Here is a 22,454-nt window from a genome sequence, read left to right as displayed (position 1 = left end):
GGAATGGGTATAAGCCCATTTCAAAGAACATCTATCCATATTTCAAATGAGCGATCGCTGGCAGGAACTTACGGTATTCGCACGCGTCGCCGAGTGCGGCAGCTTTTCTCGCGCCGCTCGCGAACTGCATATGTCGCAGCCGTCAGTTTCTCGTATTATTAGCGAGCTTGAGACCCGACTTGCTGTCAAGCTCCTGCTCAGGACGACCCGCAACCTGTCGTTGACTGATGCTGGCGCGCTGTTCCTCGAACGCGCGCGCCAAGTCATGGCCGACTGGGAGGATGCCGAGGATGCGGCGCGCGGTGTCGATTCGTTGCGCGGTGTCGTACGGCTTGCATTGCCGGTCATGTACGGAACGCGCGCAGTGATCCCTTGTCTGTCAGGCTTTCTGCGCGCGCACCCGGAGCTTCGTGTCGACATCACCATGTCGGACGAGCGGCAGAATCTGGTCGCAGATGGTGTCGACATCGCCATTCGCGTCGGCGCGCTCGACGACTCAACGTTCGGTTCGCGCAAGCTTGCCTCGGTGAACAAGATAATTGTGGCAGCGCCGGCCTATCTGGAGCAGCACGGCAGGCCGAAGACGCCTGCGGACCTTGCCGAGCACGAATGCATACTCGGCCATGGTGGCTTCGGCCGCGAGAATTGGCGGTTTCGCCGAAACGACACCGTCATATCCGTGAACGTCCAGGCTCGATTGCAGATCAATTCGGCTCCAGGAATCCTTGCCAGTGCAGTCGCTGGATTGGGGATAGGCATGGTATCGGATGTTATGGCTGAAATCGAGCTCCGGTCCGGCCAACTCGTCCATCTTCTTCGGGAATATGAAATGGAGGGAGCCAACGTCTACGCAGTTCTGCCGGCAGGGCCGCGGCCATCCACCAAGGTGCGCGCCCTTGTTGAATTCCTGGCAGAAGAGTTGACACGGCGCAGGTCACGCTAGCCGTTAATAGCGTTAAGCTGAGCATCAACAAAGGTGCATATCAATAAAATAAACGATCTTCACTAGGAGCGGAAATCGCTTGGGGGCCTGAGGCACTATCCAAAGATGTTCGCAGTTGCTCAACGCTTCAGCGTGTTTACGTCATATTCATAGACGCACAACAAGGACTTTGCGGAAATCATCGTCTCATGCGGATAGCCATAAGCGTTGTTGATATAGGTCACACCGTCCTTGTTCACCCGCCTATTCACATGCGAATGGCCGTACACATGCATTTTGGCCCCTACCTGCCTTATCTGCTGATCGATACGACTAGAACCGAGAACGGGGTAAAGTCTGCGGTGTGTCGGGGTGATAAATCTCGGCAAAATATCGACCCTGGGAACAAAATGTGAAAATGTCACGACATGTTCACTGGAGGTGGCAATATTTTTCTGATTTAAATCAAGAAAATATGTCGTAATTGACTCTTCCGTACAGTGAGCGGGCCATCTGCAGTAACGATAATCAGCCCAAACCTTCCGTAGGCGATCACTTGGCTCACCAAACGAATAATCGTACCAACTGAACAGAGGTATAACTACGAGATCGTGATGCCGATAAGGTGCAGTTATTACTCCACTTTCGTTTGCAATGCTGCAGATTGCATGAAATTTACTAATAGATGTTAGATCAGAATCCTTTATTGTCCACAAATCATGATTGCCTGGAACAAAAAGCACATGGGCAAAGCGGCGCGCCAATTCTTCCAGGACTCCGGCAACGAGTAGCAAAGAATGCGAAATATCACCAGCAAGGATCAGGAGATCGTTCTTGAAATCCTGCAGCGATAAATTTTGGAGCCAACGAAGATTTTCTTCATAATCACAATGTACATCGGAAATCGCAAATATCCGCACCTGAATATGCCCTTGTGTCGTACTCACCGCCGTTCCGATGGAGTCGTCCGGAAAATTAGTAGTGACTTATTTTAATGGCCTCCAGGTTACTCATTTCTGCTTCTTTGCGTCAGCTTTTTCGCAGAGACATATTACCACTTGTTTCGAGGGATAAAAATCTTGCTCAGATTCACGCATTCATCGCTGTTTAGCCAATGATCAGCGCCCCTCCGAAACCCAGATCCACAAGCAATCCGGAAATACGCTGGCTGAGGCGCCATCCGCACTGGACCTCCAGTTCACACCGACATCAGTTGATCGCAGGGGAAGACTTCGTCGTCAAACTCGAGCAAGCGGCTGAAGCGCAGGGCTGGCCGGTATCCTCAGTAACACCCTGCGGGTGGCGTTATATTGGCATCCTCACTTTTTTGCTGACCTGAGCGTCGTGGGAGTAGCGAACGTAGACTGCAATTCCTTAACGTCGGCGACGAATGCATAACCCAACCCCCGTTTGGTCTGGATGAGGTGTCCCTTGGTCGGAGCGCACTCCAATTTCCGCCGCAGGCGCAGCACTTTGACGTCAATGCTTTTGTCGAAGAGATCGCCATGAACACGGGTTGCTTGGACGAGCTGATCGCGGCTCAGCACCACGTGCGGTGAACTCAGGAACGCCAGCAGTAGGGCATATTCGCCTTTCGTGAGCGGCACTGGCTTTCCGCTTGGATCGATCAGCCTCCGGTCACGCCGATAAAGCGCCCAGCCCTGGAATGTAAATCCGCCGTCCTTGGGCTCACGGATGAGCCTTGCGCGAGCGATTTCATGCCGGCGTAGCACCGCGCCCACTCGCGCCAGCAATTCCCTGAGGCTGAACGGTTCGGCAACGTAATCGTCGGCTCCCGCCTCGAGACCCCCAACTCTATCCGTTTCATCGCCTTCGTGTGTTGTAACGACGATGATCGGCACGTCTGAGCGTGCTCGGATCTCGCGCAGCAGACCAAATCCGTCCCCCTCGCCTAGCCGGGCATTGAGTATGATGAGGCTGATGTCACCTTTGTCGAGTGCCCACAGACAACCTCGCGGGGTGGACGTGCATTCTGCCAACAGACCATGCTGCTGGAAGTAATCGCGGAGCCTGGAGCAGATCGCAGGATTGTCGTTTGCGACGAGAATGCGACTCTGCTTCATAGTTCGGGATCGCTGTTCCGGCAATGTCAAGCGGATGGCCCCTGGTCTCAAGCCCCTGAGCGGTCCAGCCTCGATCGGAGCTAGGCGTATCCCCAGATGGGGGGCCTGGATAGCTGGGTCAGCTGATTCCCGGTCCATCCTCGCCTTTGAGTTGCTGGACGAGCGAGTAAAGGTTGCCGACACCCCAGTGGTCTGTGATCTTGCCATCGCGGACTCGCATCGCGTCGACAGTCTCGAACTGAATTTTGCGGCCGGTCGGCGGGATTCCAAGGAACGTCCCGCGATGTGTCCCGTGATAAACTTTATAGGTCGTCACAAGATCGCCTTCGGCGCTCTGCCAGTGGATGTCCGCATGAAAGTCCGGAAAAGCAGTCCTCAGACCTTTGTATAAAAATCGCACCCCGTCTTTATCGGCAGTGACGCCTGGCTGGGGGGTATGGTCGACAAAATCGTCAGAGAAAAGCTCGTCGTAGAGCGCCCAGTCACCGCCCCCCTGGACCTCCTCGGTATTTCGGCGGACCACGGCCTTCGCTGCTTCGGATATGGAGGAGTTTGTCATGGTTGGTTATGTGAGGTAGCAGTTGAAAAGAGTCGCTCACGCCCCGAATAAAGGCACGAGGACGGCCCAACGCCAAGATCGTAAGGGCCGAAGTATTTGGGAAGAGTAGGGGATGGAATAGGAACTATTCCGATGCGGAATACTATCATCCGCTGTCGTCCAAATTATTGATGGCGCCCGATCGAGAACGAACGCTAGGTTGGTTGTATCCGTTAATGTTCCAGAGAGATCTTATCGAAAATGCTCGGTCGGCCGCAGCACTCGTCATCGACATCAGCCCTGCGAGAGGAAATGCCCGGGGTGAAGCGAGCGGCCTTTGAGGTCCCGCAAGCTCAACATTCCGCAGAAGAATGGAATGTATTCTCAGGCGCAGTATTCCGTATCGCGCTTCGGCAGGTACAATTCGCCGTCGCTCCCGCTAATTCCAAATTGCTGCGGCTCGGCACGAGTTCATTCAAAGACAGTTAAATCAGTGATGCGGGCAGGAATTGGCCATTGCTCAGTCGGGGGCGCCGAGAGCGGTAAATTTTCGCGCGGGCGATGCGACCCGTACATATTTCAGCCGAGCCTCCCTCGTGGATACTCGCTGCCCGTGCAGTGCGGTGCCGAGCGCCTGCTCAGCTCTGATCGACCCAGTGGCGCCGTTTCCTCAACCGCGTGGCAGGTCATGGCAGATTGGCGGGGGAAGATCCATGGTGCAACCCGCCGCGCAACGTACGCCACTTGCTCTGGTCGCTCTTAAGCGGAGATTATTGGTGCATTACGAGTATCAAAAAGGGAAGAGCTTTTGCAATCAATGCCGATCGCGGAGTAACATCGAAGTAACGCCCGTCAAAACTGTTATCCGTGTTCGAGAGCAGGAACATCTCATCTTGCCCAAGGCTTCTGCAACCATCCCATTTGGGAAGAAAGCGACCCATTGGGTCCGCCGACTGAGCGACAGCGGAGATGCTCCCATTGATAGTGATCACCCAGCCCAGCCGGCAGACGCGGTCACCAGGAAGGGCAGCGACTGGCTTGATCAACCAGGCTTTCGACAAAAGGTATCCTCGCGACTGCGCCAGGTTACGCCAAGGCTCACCCAAATGAATGACGGCAAGGTCGCCGCGCTGCAGGCTTCTCCCTTCAAGCCGATAAAGCCCCACCGGGACGCTGGGGCTGAGATTGAGGACGTAGCGCGGCGAAGTAGCGGCGCTGATGATGAGCGCCATAACAACTGATGCGGTCGTAAGGAGTATCAGGCGAGGTCTCATCGTGGCCGGGTATTGTTTGCTTTCCGTTCGGTAGACCAGGCGAGCAACTCATCGCGCTGATAGACGATGCGGCCGCCATGGCGCCGGAAGATAGGACCTGTACCTCTCCAGCGCATGTTATCGAGCGTGCGCCGGTGAACGCGAAGCAACTCGGCGGCCTCGTCAATGGTGAGGAAGTCCGCCGGCGCGGATGCCTGAATCGACTCACTCTTTCGGATTGATCGGACCGAGCTCATGGCAAATCTGACTCCTTCTCTTGGAGCGTTAAATTTTGATTACAAAAAGGGGTCGGCAGAAGTGGCTCAGAGATACCTTGAAGAGAACGCCACACTTGTCTCAGTCAGCTTAGAAAATGAGCGTGCGATATCTACCATTTATGTAGGCTTGACCGCGACTGAGGCTGCGGCGAACGCGGTCTTTGAGTGAGGGATCTGGCCAATCTCTGGCAACGCGCTCCTTGCCAAAAATGACAGTAGCAATCTCGCGATAGCTCGCTCCGGCGGCATGGCCGTCAAGAGCAATGAGGGCGTTCCGAAGACGAAGGGTTTGCGTGCTCCAACTCCGCTGTGCATGCCGAAATTGGGAGGAACACGCCAAAATCCGCCGCAGCATGGAAAGCTTGTCGATCGCAGGCGCGAGTTCCGCGATGCCGCGAGTGATAAAGTTTAGGGACACGGGTCCACTTAGCAGATCTGCTCCCTCGATGAGGAGTTGCAACGCGAGAGGTCCGCAAACGAGGAGGAGGTGGCTGCGTTTACGGTCGTCGATGAGAAGGTGAACGGCGCCAGGCAAATCCGGCGCAAAGAGCGCAGCTTCTGAAGTGTCTGGACCTGCGATGGCAGCGGCTCTGGCAATTAAGACTGGAGCTCCTGCCTCCGCCGACCAAATCGGGCGGGCTTCATGCGACGCCTGGTTTGGATCGGCGAAAGGAGCAGAGCGCCCACGCATTCGCTTCGAGTTGTGGGCTCAACAGACGTGTGATGCGCAGTCCCGTCCGGGTTTGAGATGGGTTCTTCGCGCCTTGCAAGGCTTGTTCCGCTTGAGCGCGATAATGGCTGTTGCGGCGAAGGAATTCCCAGGCCCAGGCGGATTGGGGCTGACCAACAAGGTAATCATAGCTGTCAAGCGATGGCGGCCAAGTGTGAATGGGCATTGCTGGCTCCAGAGCTTTAATTCCGCCAAACGAAAGCGATAACGCCCCGGTCGGAGAATGCAACATTTGATCTAGGAATAAATTATCAATAAAAATCGCGCCATTGCAAAGTTTTTTTGAAGTAATATGTTACGTAATGCATAAATCGGTTCCGTTATATTGTCGCATTGAATTTGAAATCATCTTGGACATGATGACTATCATATGCGTTGCGAGCAGTTGAATTGAATTTATTGTGTAATGATTGGACGACTTAAACTCCAGGCGATCACCTCCGACGCGAGCCAGGCCACGCGGCCCGGACCAACTTTGCGGCGCGGCGGAAAGGCACCGCGCGCCATATAGCGGTAGATGGTTGCGCGGGAGAGACCCGTCTTTTGCGTCACGGTGCGGAGATCCCAGAAAATTTCCGATCGATCGGGAGCGCTGACAGCGTCAGGCGGAAGCGGGGTTGTCGGCCTGTCTGTCATGGTGCGCTTGCAGATGCGGCTTGCGGCGAAGGCGCAATTAGCAACGTGCTCGATGGAATGCGCCAAATCTCACCCGGCTCGTGCAGTTCGCTGACCTCGATGACATGCGGAACAACCATCGCTTGCCTCGATCCCCAGATCATCCAAAGCGCAAGGCTACTGTTGACCGCGAGCGAAACCAGCCCGGCCCGACGCCAGTTGTGACCTTGTCTGCGGGCATCAAGGAGCCGGGCCGTCCAGACCTGGCGAGCCTGCAGATAAGGCATTGTCGCTGCAGCGGTGAGCCCCAGTTCCTGGGCCAACGCATGGACCCGATGCGCACGGAGATGCGCGGCGCGCCTGATGCGTTTTGGCCAGACAAAGACGATCCAGGCCGCCAATTGCGCGGCGAGCACGACCGCCAATGCCGATTGGTATGCGATCGGCGGGAATTGTCCATTTTCCGCCTTCCATTGCTCGATGAACAAACCGACGCCGGACTGGATCACGAAGGTCGCGCTCATATGAAGGAGATTGAGAGCGGCATTGGCCCGCCCCGAGGCAGGATACATCTCGCCCAGGATGGTAAAGCTCAGCACGGTGACGGTCCCGATGCCGGCGACGATCAGCAACGGCAGGAGTGGTGGAAGGGGAAGCCGCAGGATGAGAGCAAGCTCCGCGCTCATGCCGAGCGCGGTCACGAAAGCGAACAGGCCGGCCGGAGAGATGCCGCGGCGGCGCAATTGCTGCACTCCCATCCCAAGCAGCAAGGCGCTCGGGGCGAGGATCGCCGCCATGGCAAAGAGATATGTCACGATTACATCCTGGCCCAGGCCCTCGACGGCCCTGAGCCAGGGAGCGGCCCACAGGCCTTGGAAAGCCCAGGCTGATCCTACCGACAGTGCTGACAGTGGCGCCAGACGCCAGAACCGGGCATCGCGATAGATCGAGACAATGGAGATGCCGGATGCTGGCTTGGTTGCGTTTTGCGGCTGGCGTCTTTCTGGCACGAGCATCAGGATGGCTAGCGCCGAAGCAGCGGTACACCCAGCCAGCAGCAGAAACAGACCGCGCCAGCCGATCTCCACCATCATCATTGCCGCTGGCCAGGTTGCGAGGCAGGCGCCGAGCGAGCCGAGCATCACCAGCCAGCTGTTGGCGACCGCAATACGGTCTGGCGGATACCACAGGACTATGGCTTTCAGCCCGGCCATAAAACCGCCTGCCGCCCCGACACCGATCAGCATACGGGCAATGGTGAGGAGGACGATATTGTCTGTCGACGCAAAGAGAACTGCGCCGACGACCGTACCGAACATGAGCAGCCCCTGCACACGGCGCGGTCCATAGCGGTCGAACCAAACCCCGATCGGCAGTTGCAGCGCGGCGGTTGCCAGAAAGAATGCCGCGCTCAAGATGCCGAGATCGCCAGGGGTCAGTTTGAGCTCCTTGGTGAGCGGCTCGGCAATGAGCGCCGGGAGAGACCGGAAGAGATAAGCCAGGCAATAGCCGCTGGCGAAGGCGAGGAGCACGAGGTTTGCAGCGTTCTTGCGAGACGGGGCATCTGGCTTTGGTGGCTCAGCCGAGGCCGGGCGCCTGAAAAAACTCGGTATATCGTCTTCCTCGTTCCCAGGATCGTGCGGCCCCTCATGGGCTCTTAATGGCAGCGCAGCGGCCGCGGCGGTAACGGACATCACACCGCCTCCCGCTTGTTGCGCCACCAGACCAGGCGGATGCTGCCGTCGGTGGGGAACTCAAGGAGCGCAGCCCAGATCGGCTGCGGGAGTGCCGGGTCATCGAGCCGGACCCGCAAATAGCTGCTGTCCGAGTTTGGTTTTACGACCCGCCAGGCAACGCCGATTTCAGCCTCGCTTGCGATCACCCGGAAATCCGGAGCGCCGCTTTTTCCTCCCCGGTGAGTGGCGATGATCCGGACGCGGCTGTTGATGGTCAGGGTGCGGATGCGCCCGGCATAACCATCACGAACGGCAGCAAATGTCCCAATGACAGGCATGAAGATCTCCTGGATTTATTCACGATAGGGAGCGAGAAGCAGGTCCTTGTGAACGACGACCCTCAAGGGCCATCCGGGACGGACGGTGATAGTCGGCTGGACACTCAGATTGCGCTCGACGAGCGCCTGGCCGGCACGATTGGTGGTCTGGCCGGTGGCTTCGCGAAGGGCGGAAATAATGTCGCTGTCCCCGCTCCCGGCGCCAAAGGCGAGGCTGGAGCCGATGCCGAGCACGGTTGCCAGGGCGACGCCCTTGAGGAGCTTCCAGCTATGCAGATCGATCTGATCGGCCAACCCGGCATAACCGCCGGTATCGGTTGCCGGCAGATTGTCGATGACGATCGAGGCGCCGTCCGGCCTGATGATGCGCTGCCAGATGACGAGGGCGCGTTCCTGGCCGAAGGCGACGACGCTGTCATAGCGGCCGATCAGGCGCGACCCTTGCGGGATGAGCAGGTGACGGCCGGTGACGCTGTCGAACACATGCTCGGTGACCTGGGCGATCACGAATCCCGGCAGGTCGGAATTGAGCCCCGACAAGAGGCTCGCCGGAATGATCGAGCCGGCGAGCAGCTGATAGGGTGATACCGGCTTCTCCAGTTGATGCGGATTGTAGATCTCGCGGGCCGAGTCTTGCTTCAGGAAGGAGAGCTTGCGGTCCTGGCTGGCGGCGCCGTTATCGGGAGGCGCCGTATCACCCGCAGCGAGCGCTTGGGCCCGCTCGGTAGCGCGCCGGGCGGCGCTTATCGGATCATAGGTCGCAATGCCTCCAGACGGACTGGAAAGCCCGGTGGCATTTTGCGGTCCTGTATCGGCTCTGTTGGCTGGCTCCTTGAGCTGCAGGCGGAAAAAGACCGGCGATTTCAACGCGTCGCCATCCAGACCTGTCGGGTCGCCGAGCGGCAGCACCTCCGGCTTCGGGACGACGGCAGCTCCAGGCGGCGGTTTGAGGGGCGAGCCGGCGGCATCATAGCTCGGGGGCAGCTCGGACAGCCTGTCGGTCACCGGCCTCGCCTCGACCGTCACCAGCTCCGGTGGCGGGACATTCCGCCAGGAGGGCGGCTGCAAGGCGATGAGGACCAGCAAGGCAATGCCAGCGAGACCGATGGCCGCGATGAGAATGAGCAGGCGGCGGTTGATGCGGGTCACCTGCCGCGGCCCGGCCTTCAGCTGCAGGTCGTCCGGCGGCGCTTGCGTGCTCGGGCTCATGGCCTTGCCTCCCGCCACACCGCATCGGTGCGAACGATGCGGACGATCCGTTGTGGCGCCGTGCCGTGCCGCAATTCGGCAGCCGCGAACAGCCGGTCGACGATATAGGTCGTGCCACGGACGCGATAATTGACGAGCGCCGGTTTGGCGTCGGGACCGACGACGAAGAGCGGCGGCGCCTCGCCCTTTGAAAGCCCGGACGGAAATTGGATGTAGACCTTCGATCCGTCGTCGAAGACCTGTCCCGGTCGCCAGGGCGCATCGCCTTCGATGCGATAGCGGAAGTTCAGCCGGCTGAGGTCGATATCCGGCGCCGCGACGGCGTTTGCCGAAGCTCCGGCAGCCTCTGCCTGCCTGCGCAAGGCGAGCAGCTCGCCCGCCGGATAAGTCCACGAAACGGAGGCCATATAGGTCTTTTCCGTGGAGTGTAGCTCGAGGTGATAGCTGCGCCGGTCGGTGGTGATCAGGCCGTTGGTGCGCAGACCGGGATGGACCGGCTTGATCAGCAGATGCACACGACCGCCGGCGCCTTCGCCGCTCGTGGTATCACCGACCACCCAGCGCAGCGTGTCGCCGGAGGAGAATGAGACCAGCTTTTCGCCGGGCTGAAGCGCGATCTCGGTCACCTGGCTGACGGCGGCATAGACCTGATAAAGCGCCCCTTGCGTATAGGGATAGTTCTGGATGGCATTGATGTAGCCATCCTTCACCGGCTCGACGCGAGCCGTCTCATTCGCCTGGTCGATACGAGTCGTCGGAGACGTCGCATCCTTCGGCGGATCGGCCGGCGTCTCAACCGGCTTCAGCTGTCCGGGAAGCGGCAGCGGCACGGGGATCTCGACCGGTGCGCGCGGCGGCCCTGCCGGCTCCTTCTCGACCCTGGCGGGCGCAAAATCCTGTTTTTCCAGGACCGGGATCTCGGGCACCTTGACCGGCACCGAGCAGCCGGCAAGGGAAAGCAGGAGGGCGGCTGGAAGCACGGGCGAGGGGCGGCATCCGGTCATTCCGGTTTCTCCTGGGCCAGGTCGGACGTCCAGTTGAAGGCGTGCACATAGATGCCGAGCGGGTTCTTGGCGATTTGCTCCGGCGTGCGCGGCGGCTTCACCACCGTCGAGAACAGTCCGGTCATCCGCCTCGTGTCCTTGACCGCGCCGCCCTCATAACTGCGCTCGATCCAGCGCACCTGGAACGAGCTTTCGGTGGCGCGGACGACGCTCACCACCTGCACGGCAATGGTCTCCCTGCCGATCCGGGAGAACGGGTCCTTCTCGCGGGCATAGTCACTCAGCGTGACCGCCGCGCGGTCGGAAACAAAGTCATAGGCGGCCAGCCAGTTCTGCCTGACGACGATCGGATCGATGGAGAGCGAGCGGACATTTTCCACGAACCGGGCGAGGTGATAGGCGATCTGGGCATCGGTCGGCGAATAGGCTTTGCCAGCCGGTCCGGTGGCTCTCGCCTCGCCATTCGGGCCGACCTCGACGACATAGGGCACGACAGTGCCGACGCCTACCGCAAAGACGAGCACCGTGGCCAGCGCGAGCGAGAGCAGCAGACTGCCGAAGGCGAGCAACCGCCAGTTGCGGGCCTGGATGCGGGCCGAGCCGATCCGCTCGTCCCAGCGTTGCGCCGCCTTCTGGAATGGTGTCACGGGGGCCGGCGTATCGCCATAGCGCAGCATCGATCGTTTGAACGCCATTGCAGGTCATCCCTCAGTTGTCGGGTTTGAGATTGGGGCCGCTGCTCCCCGCGGGGCGGTCGCCCTCACGCAGCGCCTGGGCGGTGATCATCCCCGCCTGCGTCAGCCGCTGGCGGCGGGCCATATCGCGGGCCCAGCCGGGCGGACCGCCAGAGGCCGTCAGACCGGATCCACTGGCGCCTGAGTCATCGCCTGAGGAGGAGGTGGCGCGGTAGCCGGCCGCGGCACCCTCGCGATAGGCGTCCTGCACCGGAGCGACCGCCGAGCGCAGCATCTGGGCCGCGGGCGCCGCCAACGTGGCGCGGGCCACGCCAAGCGAGCCGCCTTCGCTATAGGCTGCCCCGACCCGGCCGGTGAGCGACGCAGCAGCCGTAACCGCGCTCGCGGAGGTGCGTCCGGCCATGCGGGCGGCACCGCCGGCCAGCATGCCGCCCGCGACCAGGGCGCCGCCGGCGCCGACAGCAGTGGCAACCGCAGAGCCGGCCCCGAGCTGCGGCGCGCCCGATATCAGCCCGGCGGCGATGGCGGGGATGAAGATCGCCAGGCCGAACACGGCGATGGCGCCCAGAATCGTCGCCGCCGCCTGCGCCAGCGTGATGTCGGCGGCTGTTTGCGTCAGATCGCTGAAAATCCCTGATCCGATGCCGACGACGATGGCCAGCACCATCAGCTTGATGCCGGAGCTGACGACATTGCCGAGCACCCGCTCGGCGAGGAACGCCGTGTGGCCGAAGAGCGCGAAGGGGACCAGGACGAAGCCGGCGAGGGCCGTCAGCTTGAATTCAATGATAGCGATGAACAGCTGGACAGCGAGGATGAAGAAGGCCATCAGCACGATCAGCCAGGCGAGCATCAGCACCGCGATGGTGACGAAATTGGCGAAGAAGCTGGTAATGCCGATCAGCTCGCCGGCCTTTTCGAGGAGCGGTCGGGAGGCGGTGAAACCAGCCTCAGCGACAAAGCCGGGACGCATCAGATCATCGGCCGTGAGCGACGCACCGGTCGCCTTCAGGCCGAGCCCGGCAAACGAGCTGAACACCACATCGGCAAGGCTCTTGAAGTTGTTGAGGAGGAGCGCAAAGAAACCGACATAGAGGATCTTCCTGATCAGCTGCGCCAGCACGTTGTTCTCGCCGGCGAGCGCCCACATCAGGCCGGCAAGGGTGATGTCAATCGCAACCAGCGTCGAGGTCAGGAACGCGACATCGCCGGCGAGCAGCCCGAAGCCGCTGTCGATGAAGCGGCTGAAGGTCTCAGTGAAGCGGTCGATAATTCCGAGCTCATCCATCGGCAAAGCTCCGCCGTCGGCGCAAAGGCTGCACTTATCGAGAAGGTGAAAGTCGTCAGTTGGAGATCAGCCCCGGCGTTCGGGCGGCGGCAGCCGGTTAAGGGCCGGCGCGGGCATAGCGGCGGTGCTCGGGCTCATCCGGCTGTTGGCGAGAATGGCGGGTCATTAGCATCTCACCGCCTCCCCGCACCGGCCTGCCGGCCACCGAGGAAGCGCTTAAGGCGCGCCCTTGCCTCATCCTCGATGGCAAGGTCTCGGGCATGCTGGAGCGTCTCGGCCCGTTCCTGCGCCACGAGCAAGCTTTGCAGCTGCAGGCTTTGCTTGACGCCGAGAGCGGTGAGCTCGTTCCCCGCCTGCGTCACATCGAGAGCGCCGGAGGCGTTGCTGGATCGGGCAAGCGCCTGCTCCAGCAATTGCCGGTCGAGGCCGAGGTTTTCGGCAATCTGGCCCTGGAGGAGCGCGGCGCGTTTGAGGCTGTGATAGGCTTCATCCCAGCGGGTCTTAGCACTCCGAAGCGCCTCATCATTCGAGAGGCCAGCCGATAATTCCTGCGGAAACAGCTTGGCGTAGGCCGCTTCGGTCTCCTTGAGGCTGAGGGCGAGGCCTTCCCCTTTCGCCAAGCGAGCCTCGATCGCCGTCATCGCACGCTGCAGGTCGGGCGACAGCGTCCCTCCCAGCCGCTGCAGGTTCTGATCGAGGCGCGACAGCGTCTGCGCTTCGTTCTGCAGCTGACTGATCTGATTGTTGATCTGCTCCAGGGATCGCACGGCGGAGAGCAGGTTCTGCTGAAAATTGGCCGGATCGAAGACGGTGACGGCACGGGCCGGCGGCAGCTTGGCGGAACAGGCTAATGCCGCCAGGAAGACAGCGGCACCGATGCCGTTGGCAACACGGCGGCCGCGGCGCGAGTGCCTGCTATTTTTGTGACTAACGGCGGCAGCAATCGGCGGAATGGTCAGTGGAATGTCATGGAGCCGCACGCTGAGGGTTTCATTTTCCCGCGAGACGTTGTCATCGGTATTCGCCGGCTCTTCGGCCTTGTCCACCGTGACGCTCGATTGTGCCAGCGTGTTTGCCGCGTCGGGAGCTATCGGTACGGTCTCGGCACCCTGTTTTCCTGAAGTGGGCTTAAGGAGATCTGCGGCCCAGGGGAGATCCTTGGCCCTGAGGAACCGGGCGGCAAAGCTCTCCTCGGCTTCGCTTGCAAGCAGGCGATCGATCAGCTCCTGATCCTTGGGCGATCCCGCCGCGGTCAGGGCAAGAGCGATCGGCTGCAGGCCCAAGGCGAACAGGCGGTTGCCGCGTGCGGTCTGCACATAGTAGTCATGCTTTGGCGTTGCCTGGCTGAGGATCTCGATCTGGCGGACATTGAGGCCGAAGCGCTCATAGATCGCCCGGCTCTGCGGCTCGATGGCGCGGTCGTTGGGCAGGAAGAGCCGCGTCGGGCAGCTTTCGATCAGGGCCGGTGCAATGGCCGAGCGCTCGATATCGGCGAGCGACTGGGTCGCGAACACCACCGCGACATTGCGCTTGCGCAGCGTCTTCAGCCATTCCCGGAGCTGCGCGGCGAACATCTCGTTGTCCAGAAACGTCCAGGCCTCATCGAGGATGAGCAGCGTCGGCCGGCCATCGAAGCGGGCCTCGAGCCGGTGGAATAGATAGGTCAGCACCGGCGGGACGAGCGGCTTGTGCACCATGAGCGGCTCCATCTCGAAATGCAGGATCGATGCGAGACTGAGTGTCTCGTTTGCGCCGTCGAGGAGCTGCCCATAGGGCCCATCCAGCGTGTAGGGAATGAGCGCCTGGGCGAGCGCGCTCGACTGGACGAGCACGGCAAGCCCCGTCAGCGTCCGCTCGGAGCGCGGGGCGGTGGCGAGATTTTGCAGCGCGCTCCAAATCAGATCCTTGACGTCGGGCGTGATCGCGACGCCCTCATTGGCAAGCAGCCCCATCACCCATTCAAGGGCAAAGCTGATCTCGCCGGGCTCGTCGATCCTGGCGAGCGGCTGCAGCGCCAGCGCGCCTTCGAGGCCGATCTCGATGCTCTCCCCGCCCATGGCGAGGCTAGCGGCCCGTGCCGAGCGCCCGCGGTCGAAAATCACGATCTGCGCGTCAATGAACCGGCGGAACTGCAGCGCCAGGAAGGCGAGGAAGACCGATTTGCCGGATCCGGTCGGACCGACAATGAAAGCATGGCCGACATCGCCAACATGGAGATCGAAGCGGAACGGCGTCGTGCCGCGCGTCTCGGTGAGCATCAGCGGCGGGGCGTTGAGGTGATGGTTTCGCGGCGGGCCGGCCCAGACCGCCGAGACTGGCATCAGATGAGCCAGATTAAGCGTATGCACGATCGGCTGCCGGATATTGGCGTATGGATTGCCGGGCAGGCTGCCGAGCCAGGCCTCGACGGCATTGAGGGTCTCGCGGATGGTGACGAGCCCGTGGCCGTTGAGGACCCGCTCGACGGCAAGCAGGTGCTCGTTGACGCGGGTTGCGTCGTCATCGGCAACCACGACCGTCTTCGTCAGATAGCCGAAGGCGACATCGTCGGCGCCGAGCTCCTGCAGGGCAGCGTCGGCATCGGAGGCCTTGTTCTCGGCGTCGGCATCGACCAGCGCCGTCTCCCGGTTGAACATCACCTCGCGCAGCACGGCGAGCATCGATTTGCGCTTGGCGAACCATTGGCGGCGAAGCGTTCGCAGTTGCTTGCCCGCCTGGAGCTTGTCGAGTGCGATCCAACGGGTCGACCAGCGATAGGCAAAGCCGAGATCGTTAAGCGCATCGAGAAGGCCGGGCGCGGTCATGTTGGGGAAGCCGGTCACTGTCAGCACCCGCAGATGTTTCTCGCCGAGCTTGGGTTCGAGCCCGCCGAGGAACGGTGTGTCGGAGAGCAGGGCATCGAGATGCGCGGGCACGCGCGGCGCGGCGACGACATGGCGCTTGTCCGAGATCGTGCCATGCAGATAGGTCAACGTCTCGGCATCGCCGAGCGGGTAGAGTTCGGGGAAGAGGGCGCTGAGCTGGTCAATGATGCGCCGGGTTTCTGTAGTAAACCATTCGAGCTGCGCCATGCCGTCGGGAGCCGGCGCACTTTCGGCGGCGCGCTCGATGAGAATCCGTTCCGCGCGGCGTTCATGCTCGGCCGGTGGCAGATAGAGCAGCGTCAGATAATACTGGCTCTCATAATAGGCATCCCTGGCGCTGAAGACGGCCTGTCGTTCGCGATCGACGAGCCAGGAGACCGGATCGGCAAAACGCTCGCCCGGATAGCTTTGCGCTGGAATGCGGTCGGCCTCAAAAAACAGCGCCCAGCCCTCGCCGAACCGCTTCAGGATCAGATTGAGCCGCGCGGTGATGGCGACAAGCTCGGCCGGCGTGGCGCTGTCGAGGTCGGGGCCGCGATAGGCAATCGTCCGTTGCAGCGATCCGTCCTTGTTGAGGACGACGCCGGGTGCGACGAGGCAGGCCCAGGGCAGGTAGTCTGCAAGGCTCGCGCTTTTGCGGCGATATTCGGCAAGGTTCAGCATGACAGGAATCCTTTGTGGCGGCTGTGCCGGGAGAGGACGGTGAGAAAGGCCGGGTCGCGTTTGGTGACCCAAACCGCAAGAGCATGACCGGCAACGGCAATGATCAGCCCGGCGAACCAGAGCCGGAGCCCCAGGCCGATCGCCGCGGCGAGCGTGCCGACCAGGATGGCAAAGCCCCGCGGGGCGCCGGCGAGCAAGACCGGCTCGGTCAGAGAGCGATGCAGGGGCACGACAAAGCCGGGAATGGTGTCAGGCTGGTGTCGCATGATGATGCCTTTCAGTTGATCAGCGCGCCGCCGGCGAAGGAGAAAAAGGTGAGGAAGAAGGAGGTGGCGGCAAAGGCAATGGTCAGCCCGAAGACGATCTGGATCAGCCGCCGGAAACCACCCGACATGTCGCCGAAGGCGAGGCTGAGGCCGGTGACGATGATGCTCAGCACGGCGATGACCTTGGCGACCGGGCCTTCGATGGATTCCAGAATGCGCTCAAGTGGTGCTTCCCACGGCAGGCCGGATCCGGCGGCGTGCGCCTCCTGACCCATTGCGGCGAGCACGATCAGGGTCAGCACGATCGCGACGCTGCATTGAATAGGAAGACGCAGGTACCTCGGCGCAGCAGGGCGTTTGGCAGCTAGGCCACATCTCTGATCGATATGGCCGGCCGTACCGGGATCAATTTGAACGGAACGGGTCATCATGCGCTCTCCGGATTTGGAGCGTGATCGAGCGGCTCGAGGCGATAGCCATCTTGGGCGTCCAGACCTTTGAGATGGAGCAGGCTTTCCACCCGGCGAGCGGCGCCGCGTCCGCTCAAGAACACGATGAGATCAATCGCCTCGGCGATCAGGGCGCGCGGCACGGTGATGACGGCCTCCTGCACGAGCTGCTCGAGGCGGATGAGGGCGCTGGCCGCCGAATTGGCATGCAGCGTGGTGATGCCGCCGGGATGTCCGGTATTCCACGCCTTGAGCATGTCGAGCGCCTCGGCGCCGCGCACCTCGCCGACGACGATGCGATCGGGCCGTAGGCGAAGCGTCGAGCGAACCAGATCGGCAAGCGATGCCACCCCCGGCTTGGTGCGCAGCCTGACGCAATCGGGCGCCGCGCACTGCAGTTCGCGCGTATCTTCGAGGATGACGACTCGCTCATCCATCGTCGCAACCTCGGCCAGCAGGGCGTTGACCAGGGTCGTCTTGCCTGACGAGGTGCCGCCAACGATGACGATGTTCCAGCGCGTACGGACGGCCTTGATCAGCATCTCGGCCTGGGCTGCCGTCAGGATCCGGCTGGCAACATAGTCGCCGAGCCGGAAGACGCTCTGCGCCGGCTTGCGGATCGCGAAGCAGGGAGCAGGGGCAACCGGCGGGATCAGTCCCTCGAAGCGCTCGCCTGTATCGGGGAGTTCTGCCGAGAGGATCGGTGCGCCGGCATGCACCTCCCGGCGTGTATGGGTGGCGACGAGCCGAATGATCCGCTCCGTCTCCGCGCTACTCATGGTCTCGCCGGTATCACTGCGCCCCTCCGGGACCTGATCGACCCATAGCCTGCCATCCGGGTTGACCATCACCTCGATGACGGAGGGATCGGCGAGGGCCTGCGCGATCTCGGCGCCAAACGCCGTTTGCAGCATCTGGCGGCGGCGATTGGTGGCTTCCTGGCTCCCTGTCAGTCTGATCAGGTCAACCATGATGGTCATCTCCCTGGCTTTTGGCGGTCAGTGCGGGGTCGCTGGCTTGGTGAGCCGCAGCACCATTGGCGCGCGCTTCGGGCTGCTCCTCCGCGGGATTCGCGAAGACATCCGATGGAGACATGCGCACCGTTTCGAGCACCTCAGCGGCAAAGCGGCGATTGGCGCCGAGCCGGCGGCCGATCTGAATGAGAAATGCCTGATAGCGTTCCTTGCCGAGTAGGCGCGCAGCTTCCTGCTCGCTCGATGCGAGTGGCGGCGTAATGGTCAGAAAATAGCGGACCAGCAGGGCCAGCGTTTCGCCGATGACGAAGACCTCGCGCTCGAGCGTGCCGGTCGACCGGCTCATCGCATCGAGCCGTCGCAACAAGACGTCCTCAATGCCGGGATGCGTCTCGGGCTCCAGCGCCTGGCGCAGCGCGTCCTCGAGAAAGGCGGATTTGGAGCGCTTCCGCCGCATCGCGACAAGCTCGAACTTGTTCGCGAGCGGGCGGGAGAGATAGAGGCAATAGCGCTTCTTCCTCATGACAGCGTCACGCCTCCCGGCAGCTCGACGATGGCGCCGTCGTCATCCACTACAGAGGAGGCTGGCTCGGCCCAATCCTCGAAGAGGACCGGCATGTCTTCGCGAGTGAGGGCGGATGGGACCGTGCCAGCATGCCGGTCATGGGGCGCTTCTTCATCTGGCACGCCGCTGGCCGCGCCGAGCTCGGACCATCCACGGTCTAGGGCGGGATGGGGAGCACGGATGAACCCGGCCCAGTCATGGGATGCTGCCTCTCCGGCCTTACTTGCCTTCAAAGCCGGCGCTGGCAGGCGACGCTTCAGGAAATTGCGGTCGCGGTAATAATGCAGTTTCCGTGCGCGGATCGGCGGAATGCCGGAGAGAAAGATCAGGGCTTCATCCTGGGGGAGCTGCAGGATCTCGCCCGGCGTCAACAGCGGACGCGCCGTCTCCTGATGCGAGATCGTCGTATGCGACAGCCAGGCCGAAAAACGGCGTCCGGAAAAATTCCGCTGGTTGCGCTCCTCCGTTGCGGTGCCCAGCGCGTCGGACAGACGCTTGGCCGTGCGCTCATCATTGGGCGCAAAGGCAACGCGCACATGGCAATTGTCGAGGATGGCATGGTTGGGGCCATAGGCCTTGTCGATCTGGTTGAGAGACTGGGCCACCAGAAATGCCCTGATCCCATAGCCGGCGAGAAAGGCGAGCGCGCTTTCGAAGAAATCGAGCCGGCCGAGCGCGGGGAACTCGTCGAGCATCAGCAGGAGGCTTGCGCTCTCATCTCTGTGCTCCTCGGGCTCATACCGTTCGGTGAGCCTGCGGCCGATCTGATTGAGCAGCATCCGGATCAACGGACGGGTGCGCGACAGGTCGGATGGCGGCACGACAAGATAGAGCGAGATCGGCCGCGGACCACCCATCAGATCGGCAATCCGGAAGTCCGACCAAGAGGTGGTCGCGGCAATGATCGGGTCGCGGTAAAGTCCGAGAAAGCTCATCGCGGTCGAAACGACGCCCGAGCGTTCGTTCTCGGACTTGTTGAGCAGCTCGCGTGCGATCGAGGCAATTGCCGGATGCGCTCGTGGTGCATCCTCGCTGCCGATATGGTTGGTCGTCAGCATCACCCACAGGGTGCGGCGGATCGAGCGGGCCGGATCGGCAAGGAAATGGGCGACGCGCGCGAGGGTCTTTTCCTCCTCGGCATAGAGCACATGGAGGATGGCGCCGACGAGCAGGGCATGGGCGGTTTTCTCCCAGTGATCGCGACGCTCCCTTGCGCCTTCCGGATCGACGAGGATGTCGGCGATGTTCTGCACATCGCGGACTTCATTGACGCCGCGGCGCACCTCGAAGAGGGGATTGAACCGCACCGACTGCGGGCTCACCGGATCGAAGCGCAGGCAGTCGGAGAACCGGGCGCGCCAGCCAGCCGTCAGCGCCCAGTTCTCGCCCTTGAGATCATGGATGACCGCCGAGCCGGACCAGGTGAGCAGCGTCGGGATGACGAGACCGACGCCTTTGCCGGACCGTGTCGGCGCCACCGCCAGGATATGCTCAGGCCCGTCATGGCGAAGGTAGCGGTTCCGGACGCAGCCAAGGACAGCGCCTTGGTCGGCGTGAAGGCCCGCCTCGCGGATGTCATGTCCGGATGCCCAGCGGGCCGAGCCGTAAGTGCTGGGGACCTTACCGGCCCGGCCACGCCGGATCCCTCCGCCGATCGCGATCGACGCGCTGAGGACCCCGCCGAGAGCCGCCAGTGCTCCGGCTCGGGCAAAGACATGCGGCGCCTGGTCCTCGAAGGCCAGCCACCAGCCAAACAGTGACCACGGCGCATAAAGAGGTACACCGAACAGCGTGATCCACGGGCGACCGAGCGCCAGCTGAAAACCGAGTGCGCTTGCCGCCCATTCCGTCGCGCCCCAGAGACAGAGGAGCGCGATCAGAAAACAGCAAATCCCTCGAAGACTGTGGGCCAGGGATCTCGACACCTCGGACAATCCTTTTCAGCCAAGTGTGTAACTGTCTGAAAAGGTTGGCCGAGCAGAAGCCAACTCTCAATGGAGTAAATTGCGCAATCTTGTGAAGATCTGTGAAGCACAGGGATCCCTTTTTGGCAATCTCGAGGCACGCCTACACATGTCGTCCTGCTCCTTCGGAGCTGCTGTGGGCTTTCGACCGATGGGGACCGCCACGGTCGCCCATGCATCGAAGTCCTGCGGGGCACCACGGCAATATTATACTGGGAGTGCCTGCGCTAACAGCGGGTTCTGTTGTGAATGCCGCGACAGAATAGGATGTATTCTTCAATGTGATCTTCAGAATGATTTCTGCGTGCTCATGTAAACCTCGCTGGGCCGCGTTGGTCCGATCAACAAGACGAGAAGGATCTGGGGCATGTCCAAACTTGAAGGAAAGGTGGCGGTCATTACCGGCGGCAGCAGTGGTATTGGCCTCGCATCAGCCAAGCGGTTCGTGGAGGAAGGCGCCTACGTATTCATTACAGGCAGGCGTGCGTCGGAGCTGGAAAAAGCGAAAGCCGAAATCGGCCGAAACGTAGCAACTGTCCAGGGTGACGTCACCAATCTCGACGATCTCGATCGGCTCTACGAAATGATCAAGACCGAGAAAGGATCGATCGACATCGTCGTTGCAAGCGCCGGCTTCGCGGAACTTGTTACGCTCGCTGACGCGACCCCTGAGCATTTCGACAAGACGTTCAGGACAAATGTGCGCGGCACGTTCTTCACCGTGCAAAAGGCGCTACCGCATCTGAACGAGGGCGCGTCCATCGTCCTCGTCTCCTCCTCAGGCCATCTGATTGGGGCGCCGCTCTATGGCGCCTACTGCGCCACGAAGGCAGCAGAACGCTCCTTCGCGCGCAGCTGGGCAGCGGAGCTCAAGGGGCGGAGCATCCGCGTTAACACGATTAGCCCGGGCCCAACGGACACCCCCATTATCGACCTCCAAGTGGACAGCAAGGAAGCGAAGGACGCCCTCGTCGCAGGCCTAGTCGATATGGTCCCGCTCGGCCGCTTGGCCCGGCCTGAAGAAATCGCGTCCGGTGTGTTTTTCCTCGCTTCGGCCGAGAGCAGCTTCGTCACGGGCAGTGACCTCGTGGTAGACGGCGGCCAGACGCAGATCTGACCCTCGCAACAGGCGGCCGGCCGCGTCGACGTCGATGCGACCGGCGCGTTGGCACAAACCCGCGTTAGCTGAGGAAACAAATGAAGGATCTCCCGTTCAACCGGGCCCTTATTATCGGAGCGGGCCCTGGCATCAGCGCCGCTCTTGCGCGGTGCCTGACCTCACTTGGTGTGTTGGTTAGCCTCGGGGCGCGCAATATCGAGAAGCTGCAGCCGCTTGTTGAGGAAACGGGAGCGCGGGCCTATCAGGTCGATGCTGCGGAACCCGACGCCATGGCGAGTTTATTCGAGACGTTAGAAGCTGAGACAGGCGACCCCGATGTCGTCGTCTTCAACGCCGCCGCCCCTCTTCGCGGCTCGCTCGACCAACTCGACCCACGGGCCGCGCAGAAGTCGATCGCAGCGACCGCGTTCGGCGGCCTTCTCACCGTGCATCACGCAGCAAGGCGAATGGTGCCTCTGGGACGCGGCGCGATTCTGCTGACAGGGAACACTGCGAGCATAAAAGGCTTCGCCAACTCTGCCGCGTTCGCCATGGGCAAGTTCGCCCTTCGCGGACTGGCTCAGAGCGCCGCACGCGAACTGGGTCCCAAGGGTATCCACGTCGCGCATGTTGTCGTCGATGGCTTCGTCCGTTCGGGTCTTCACCTCGATCCAGAGGATAAGCCTGACAGCACGCTCGACCCGCATCACATCGCGCAAAGCTACGTGGATCTCCTGTGCCAGCCAAGAAGCGCATGGACGGACGAATTGGTGCTCAGGCCGTGGGTTGAGCGGTTCTAGGAAAAGTGGCGGCGATGCCGCGCCCCAATTCCGCGGGAGAATAGAATGTATTCTGAGCTGCGACCTTCCAAGGGATTTTTGCCCGTCACATCTTTGGGCGATCGGCATTGAATGATCACCGCGGGACATGAAGGGATTTGAATGTCGAGGTCGGAAGGAAGGATCACAGGCACCATCGGC

At 61.5% G+C, this 22,454-nt stretch carries 21 protein-coding genes and 1 pseudogene; 3 read left to right on the top strand and 19 right to left on the bottom strand.

What is annotated here, in order from left to right:
• Window positions 1-46: 46 nt before the first annotated feature.
• Window positions 47-943 (top strand): LysR family transcriptional regulator, encoded by an 897-nt coding sequence (locus BLEFHOIH_RS07015; protein ID WP_088343815.1) that lies wholly within the window; start codon window positions 47-49, stop codon window positions 941-943.
• A gap of 119 nt (window positions 944-1,062) precedes the next feature.
• On the opposite strand, the gene BLEFHOIH_RS07010 is transcribed toward BLEFHOIH_RS07015, so the two are convergent.
• From BLEFHOIH_RS07010 to traG, 19 genes and pseudogenes are all read right to left on the bottom strand, one after another.
• A complete protein-coding gene (locus tag BLEFHOIH_RS07010; protein WP_210191577.1) occupies window positions 1,063-1,869 on the bottom strand; it encodes a metallophosphoesterase in 807 nt (268 codons plus the stop codon).
• A 372-nt stretch (window positions 1,870-2,241) separates the two neighbouring features.
• A complete protein-coding gene (locus BLEFHOIH_RS07005; protein WP_088343814.1) occupies window positions 2,242-3,006 on the bottom strand; it encodes a response regulator transcription factor in 765 nt (254 codons plus the stop codon).
• 118 nt (window positions 3,007-3,124) lie between these two features.
• Entirely contained in the window at window positions 3,125-3,565 is a 441-nt protein-coding gene (locus tag BLEFHOIH_RS07000) for an ester cyclase (RefSeq protein WP_088343813.1), read from the bottom strand.
• Between the two features lie 749 nt (window positions 3,566-4,314).
• Window positions 4,315-4,818 carry a S26 family signal peptidase gene (locus BLEFHOIH_RS06995; RefSeq protein ID WP_088343812.1) on the bottom strand — a complete coding sequence of 168 codons (504 nt, stop codon included), beginning with the start codon at window positions 4,816-4,818 and terminating at the stop codon, window positions 4,315-4,317.
• On the bottom strand, window positions 4,815-5,054 hold the full coding sequence (locus BLEFHOIH_RS27490) for a helix-turn-helix domain-containing protein (RefSeq protein WP_088343811.1): 240 nt from the start codon (window positions 5,052-5,054) through the stop codon (window positions 4,815-4,817). The genes BLEFHOIH_RS06995 and BLEFHOIH_RS27490 overlap by 4 nt, the downstream gene beginning before the upstream one ends.
• 1,147 nt (window positions 5,055-6,201) lie before the next feature.
• Window positions 6,202-6,441, bottom strand: a complete 240-nt coding sequence (locus BLEFHOIH_RS27485) for an AlpA family phage regulatory protein (protein WP_088343809.1) — start codon at window positions 6,439-6,441, stop codon at window positions 6,202-6,204.
• The gene (locus BLEFHOIH_RS06975; protein WP_088360656.1) at window positions 6,438-8,114 is read right to left on the bottom strand and encodes an MFS transporter; all 1,677 of its coding nucleotides are present in this window, start codon (window positions 8,112-8,114) and stop codon (window positions 6,438-6,440) included. The genes BLEFHOIH_RS27485 and BLEFHOIH_RS06975 overlap by 4 nt, the downstream gene beginning before the upstream one ends.
• Window positions 8,114-8,434 (bottom strand): DUF736 family protein, encoded by a 321-nt coding sequence (locus tag BLEFHOIH_RS06970; protein WP_088343807.1) that lies wholly within the window; start codon window positions 8,432-8,434, stop codon window positions 8,114-8,116. The genes BLEFHOIH_RS06975 and BLEFHOIH_RS06970 overlap by 1 nt, the downstream gene beginning before the upstream one ends.
• Window positions 8,435-8,449: 15 nt before the next feature.
• On the bottom strand, window positions 8,450-9,643 hold the full coding sequence (locus BLEFHOIH_RS06965; RefSeq protein WP_088343806.1) for a TrbI/VirB10 family protein: 1,194 nt from the start codon (window positions 9,641-9,643) through the stop codon (window positions 8,450-8,452).
• Window positions 9,640-10,647, bottom strand: coding sequence for a P-type conjugative transfer protein TrbG (trbG, locus tag BLEFHOIH_RS06960; RefSeq protein ID WP_088343805.1), 1,008 nt, complete (start codon window positions 10,645-10,647; stop codon window positions 9,640-9,642). Before trbG ends, BLEFHOIH_RS06965 begins: the two co-directional genes overlap by 4 nt.
• Entirely contained in the window at window positions 10,644-11,342 is a 699-nt protein-coding gene (gene trbF, locus BLEFHOIH_RS06955; RefSeq protein ID WP_088343804.1) for a conjugal transfer protein TrbF, read from the bottom strand. The genes trbG and trbF overlap by 4 nt, the downstream gene beginning before the upstream one ends.
• Window positions 11,343-11,355: 13 nt before the next feature.
• Window positions 11,356-12,630 carry a P-type conjugative transfer protein TrbL gene (gene trbL, locus BLEFHOIH_RS06950; RefSeq protein WP_088343803.1) on the bottom strand — a complete coding sequence of 425 codons (1,275 nt, stop codon included), beginning with the start codon at window positions 12,628-12,630 and terminating at the stop codon, window positions 11,356-11,358.
• Between the two features lie 173 nt (window positions 12,631-12,803).
• Entirely contained in the window at window positions 12,804-13,610 is an 807-nt protein-coding gene (gene trbJ, locus BLEFHOIH_RS27175; protein WP_245296916.1) for a P-type conjugative transfer protein TrbJ, read from the bottom strand.
• A gap of 150 nt (window positions 13,611-13,760) precedes the next feature.
• A pseudogene (gene trbE, locus BLEFHOIH_RS06945) lies at window positions 13,761-16,157 on the bottom strand (conjugal transfer protein TrbE); the annotation flags it as partial.
• Window positions 16,151-16,423: a VirB3 family type IV secretion system protein gene (locus tag BLEFHOIH_RS06940; RefSeq protein ID WP_088343802.1), complete on the bottom strand. Its 273-nt coding sequence runs from the start codon at window positions 16,421-16,423 to the stop codon at window positions 16,151-16,153. The pseudogene trbE and the gene BLEFHOIH_RS06940, both read right to left, overlap by 7 nt.
• Before the next feature lie 11 nt (window positions 16,424-16,434).
• Complete coding sequence (locus tag BLEFHOIH_RS06935; protein ID WP_245296899.1) at window positions 16,435-16,854, bottom strand: TrbC/VirB2 family protein; 420 nt, start codon at window positions 16,852-16,854, stop codon at window positions 16,435-16,437.
• The gene (gene trbB, locus BLEFHOIH_RS06930; RefSeq protein ID WP_088344293.1) at window positions 16,851-17,843 is read right to left on the bottom strand and encodes a P-type conjugative transfer ATPase TrbB; all 993 of its coding nucleotides are present in this window, start codon (window positions 17,841-17,843) and stop codon (window positions 16,851-16,853) included. Before trbB ends, BLEFHOIH_RS06935 begins: the two co-directional genes overlap by 4 nt.
• A complete protein-coding gene (locus BLEFHOIH_RS06925; protein WP_140421901.1) occupies window positions 17,836-18,303 on the bottom strand; it encodes a CopG family transcriptional regulator in 468 nt (155 codons plus the stop codon). The genes trbB and BLEFHOIH_RS06925 overlap by 8 nt, the downstream gene beginning before the upstream one ends.
• A 62-nt stretch (window positions 18,304-18,365) precedes the next feature.
• Window positions 18,366-20,324: an IncP-type conjugal transfer protein TraG gene (gene traG, locus BLEFHOIH_RS06920; protein ID WP_245296915.1), complete on the bottom strand. Its 1,959-nt coding sequence runs from the start codon at window positions 20,322-20,324 to the stop codon at window positions 18,366-18,368.
• A 418-nt stretch (window positions 20,325-20,742) separates the two neighbouring features.
• On the opposite strand from traG, the gene BLEFHOIH_RS06915 reads away from it, so the two are divergent.
• Both BLEFHOIH_RS06915 and BLEFHOIH_RS06910 read left to right on the top strand, forming a co-directional pair.
• Window positions 20,743-21,492, top strand: a complete 750-nt coding sequence (locus BLEFHOIH_RS06915; RefSeq protein WP_088343800.1) for a glucose 1-dehydrogenase — start codon at window positions 20,743-20,745, stop codon at window positions 21,490-21,492.
• Between the two features lie 80 nt (window positions 21,493-21,572).
• On the top strand, window positions 21,573-22,274 hold the full coding sequence (locus BLEFHOIH_RS06910; protein ID WP_088343799.1) for an SDR family NAD(P)-dependent oxidoreductase: 702 nt from the start codon (window positions 21,573-21,575) through the stop codon (window positions 22,272-22,274).
• Window positions 22,275-22,454 lie beyond the last annotated feature (180 nt).

Origin of the sequence: Rhodomicrobium sp. R_RK_3 (assembly GCF_002198715.1) — a bacterium.
Taxonomy (GTDB): Bacteria; Pseudomonadota; Alphaproteobacteria; order Rhizobiales; family Rhodomicrobiaceae; genus R-RK-3.
This window is presented reverse-complemented; position numbering and strand designations above follow the sequence as displayed.

Bases quoted from the DNA above. Each gene is read 5' to 3' on its own strand.
- BLEFHOIH_RS27490 (WP_088343811.1), bottom strand. From the start codon at position 5,054: ATGAGCTCGGTCCGATCAATCCGAAAGAGTGAGTCGATTCAGGCATCC.
- BLEFHOIH_RS06965 (WP_088343806.1), bottom strand. From the start codon at position 9,643: ATGAGCCCGAGCACGCAAGCGCCGCCGGACGACCTGCAGCTGAAGGCC.
- BLEFHOIH_RS06925 (WP_140421901.1), bottom strand. From the start codon at position 18,303: ATGCGGCGGAAGCGCTCCAAATCCGCCTTTCTCGAGGACGCGCTGCGC.
- BLEFHOIH_RS06995 (WP_088343812.1), bottom strand. From the start codon at position 4,818: ATGAGACCTCGCCTGATACTCCTTACGACCGCATCAGTTGTTATGGCG.
- BLEFHOIH_RS06970 (WP_088343807.1), bottom strand. From the start codon at position 8,434: ATGCCTGTCATTGGGACATTTGCTGCCGTTCGTGATGGTTATGCCGGG.
- BLEFHOIH_RS27485 (WP_088343809.1), bottom strand. From the start codon at position 6,441: ATGACAGACAGGCCGACAACCCCGCTTCCGCCTGACGCTGTCAGCGCT.
- BLEFHOIH_RS07000 (WP_088343813.1), bottom strand. From the start codon at position 3,565: ATGACAAACTCCTCCATATCCGAAGCAGCGAAGGCCGTGGTCCGCCGA.
- BLEFHOIH_RS07005 (WP_088343814.1), bottom strand. From the start codon at position 3,006: ATGAAGCAGAGTCGCATTCTCGTCGCAAACGACAATCCTGCGATCTGC.
- BLEFHOIH_RS06940 (WP_088343802.1), bottom strand. From the start codon at position 16,423: ATGCGACACCAGCCTGACACCATTCCCGGCTTTGTCGTGCCCCTGCAT.
- BLEFHOIH_RS06975 (WP_088360656.1), bottom strand. From the start codon at position 8,114: ATGTCCGTTACCGCCGCGGCCGCTGCGCTGCCATTAAGAGCCCATGAG.
- trbG (WP_088343805.1), bottom strand. From the start codon at position 10,647: ATGACCGGATGCCGCCCCTCGCCCGTGCTTCCAGCCGCCCTCCTGCTT.
- trbF (WP_088343804.1), bottom strand. From the start codon at position 11,342: ATGGCGTTCAAACGATCGATGCTGCGCTATGGCGATACGCCGGCCCCC.
- BLEFHOIH_RS06915 (WP_088343800.1), top strand. From the start codon at position 20,743: ATGTCCAAACTTGAAGGAAAGGTGGCGGTCATTACCGGCGGCAGCAGT.
- trbB (WP_088344293.1), bottom strand. From the start codon at position 17,843: ATGGTTGACCTGATCAGACTGACAGGGAGCCAGGAAGCCACCAATCGC.
- BLEFHOIH_RS06935 (WP_245296899.1), bottom strand. From the start codon at position 16,854: ATGATGACCCGTTCCGTTCAAATTGATCCCGGTACGGCCGGCCATATC.
- BLEFHOIH_RS06910 (WP_088343799.1), top strand. From the start codon at position 21,573: ATGAAGGATCTCCCGTTCAACCGGGCCCTTATTATCGGAGCGGGCCCT.
- trbL (WP_088343803.1), bottom strand. From the start codon at position 12,630: ATGGATGAGCTCGGAATTATCGACCGCTTCACTGAGACCTTCAGCCGC.
- BLEFHOIH_RS07015 (WP_088343815.1), top strand. From the start codon at position 47: ATGAGCGATCGCTGGCAGGAACTTACGGTATTCGCACGCGTCGCCGAG.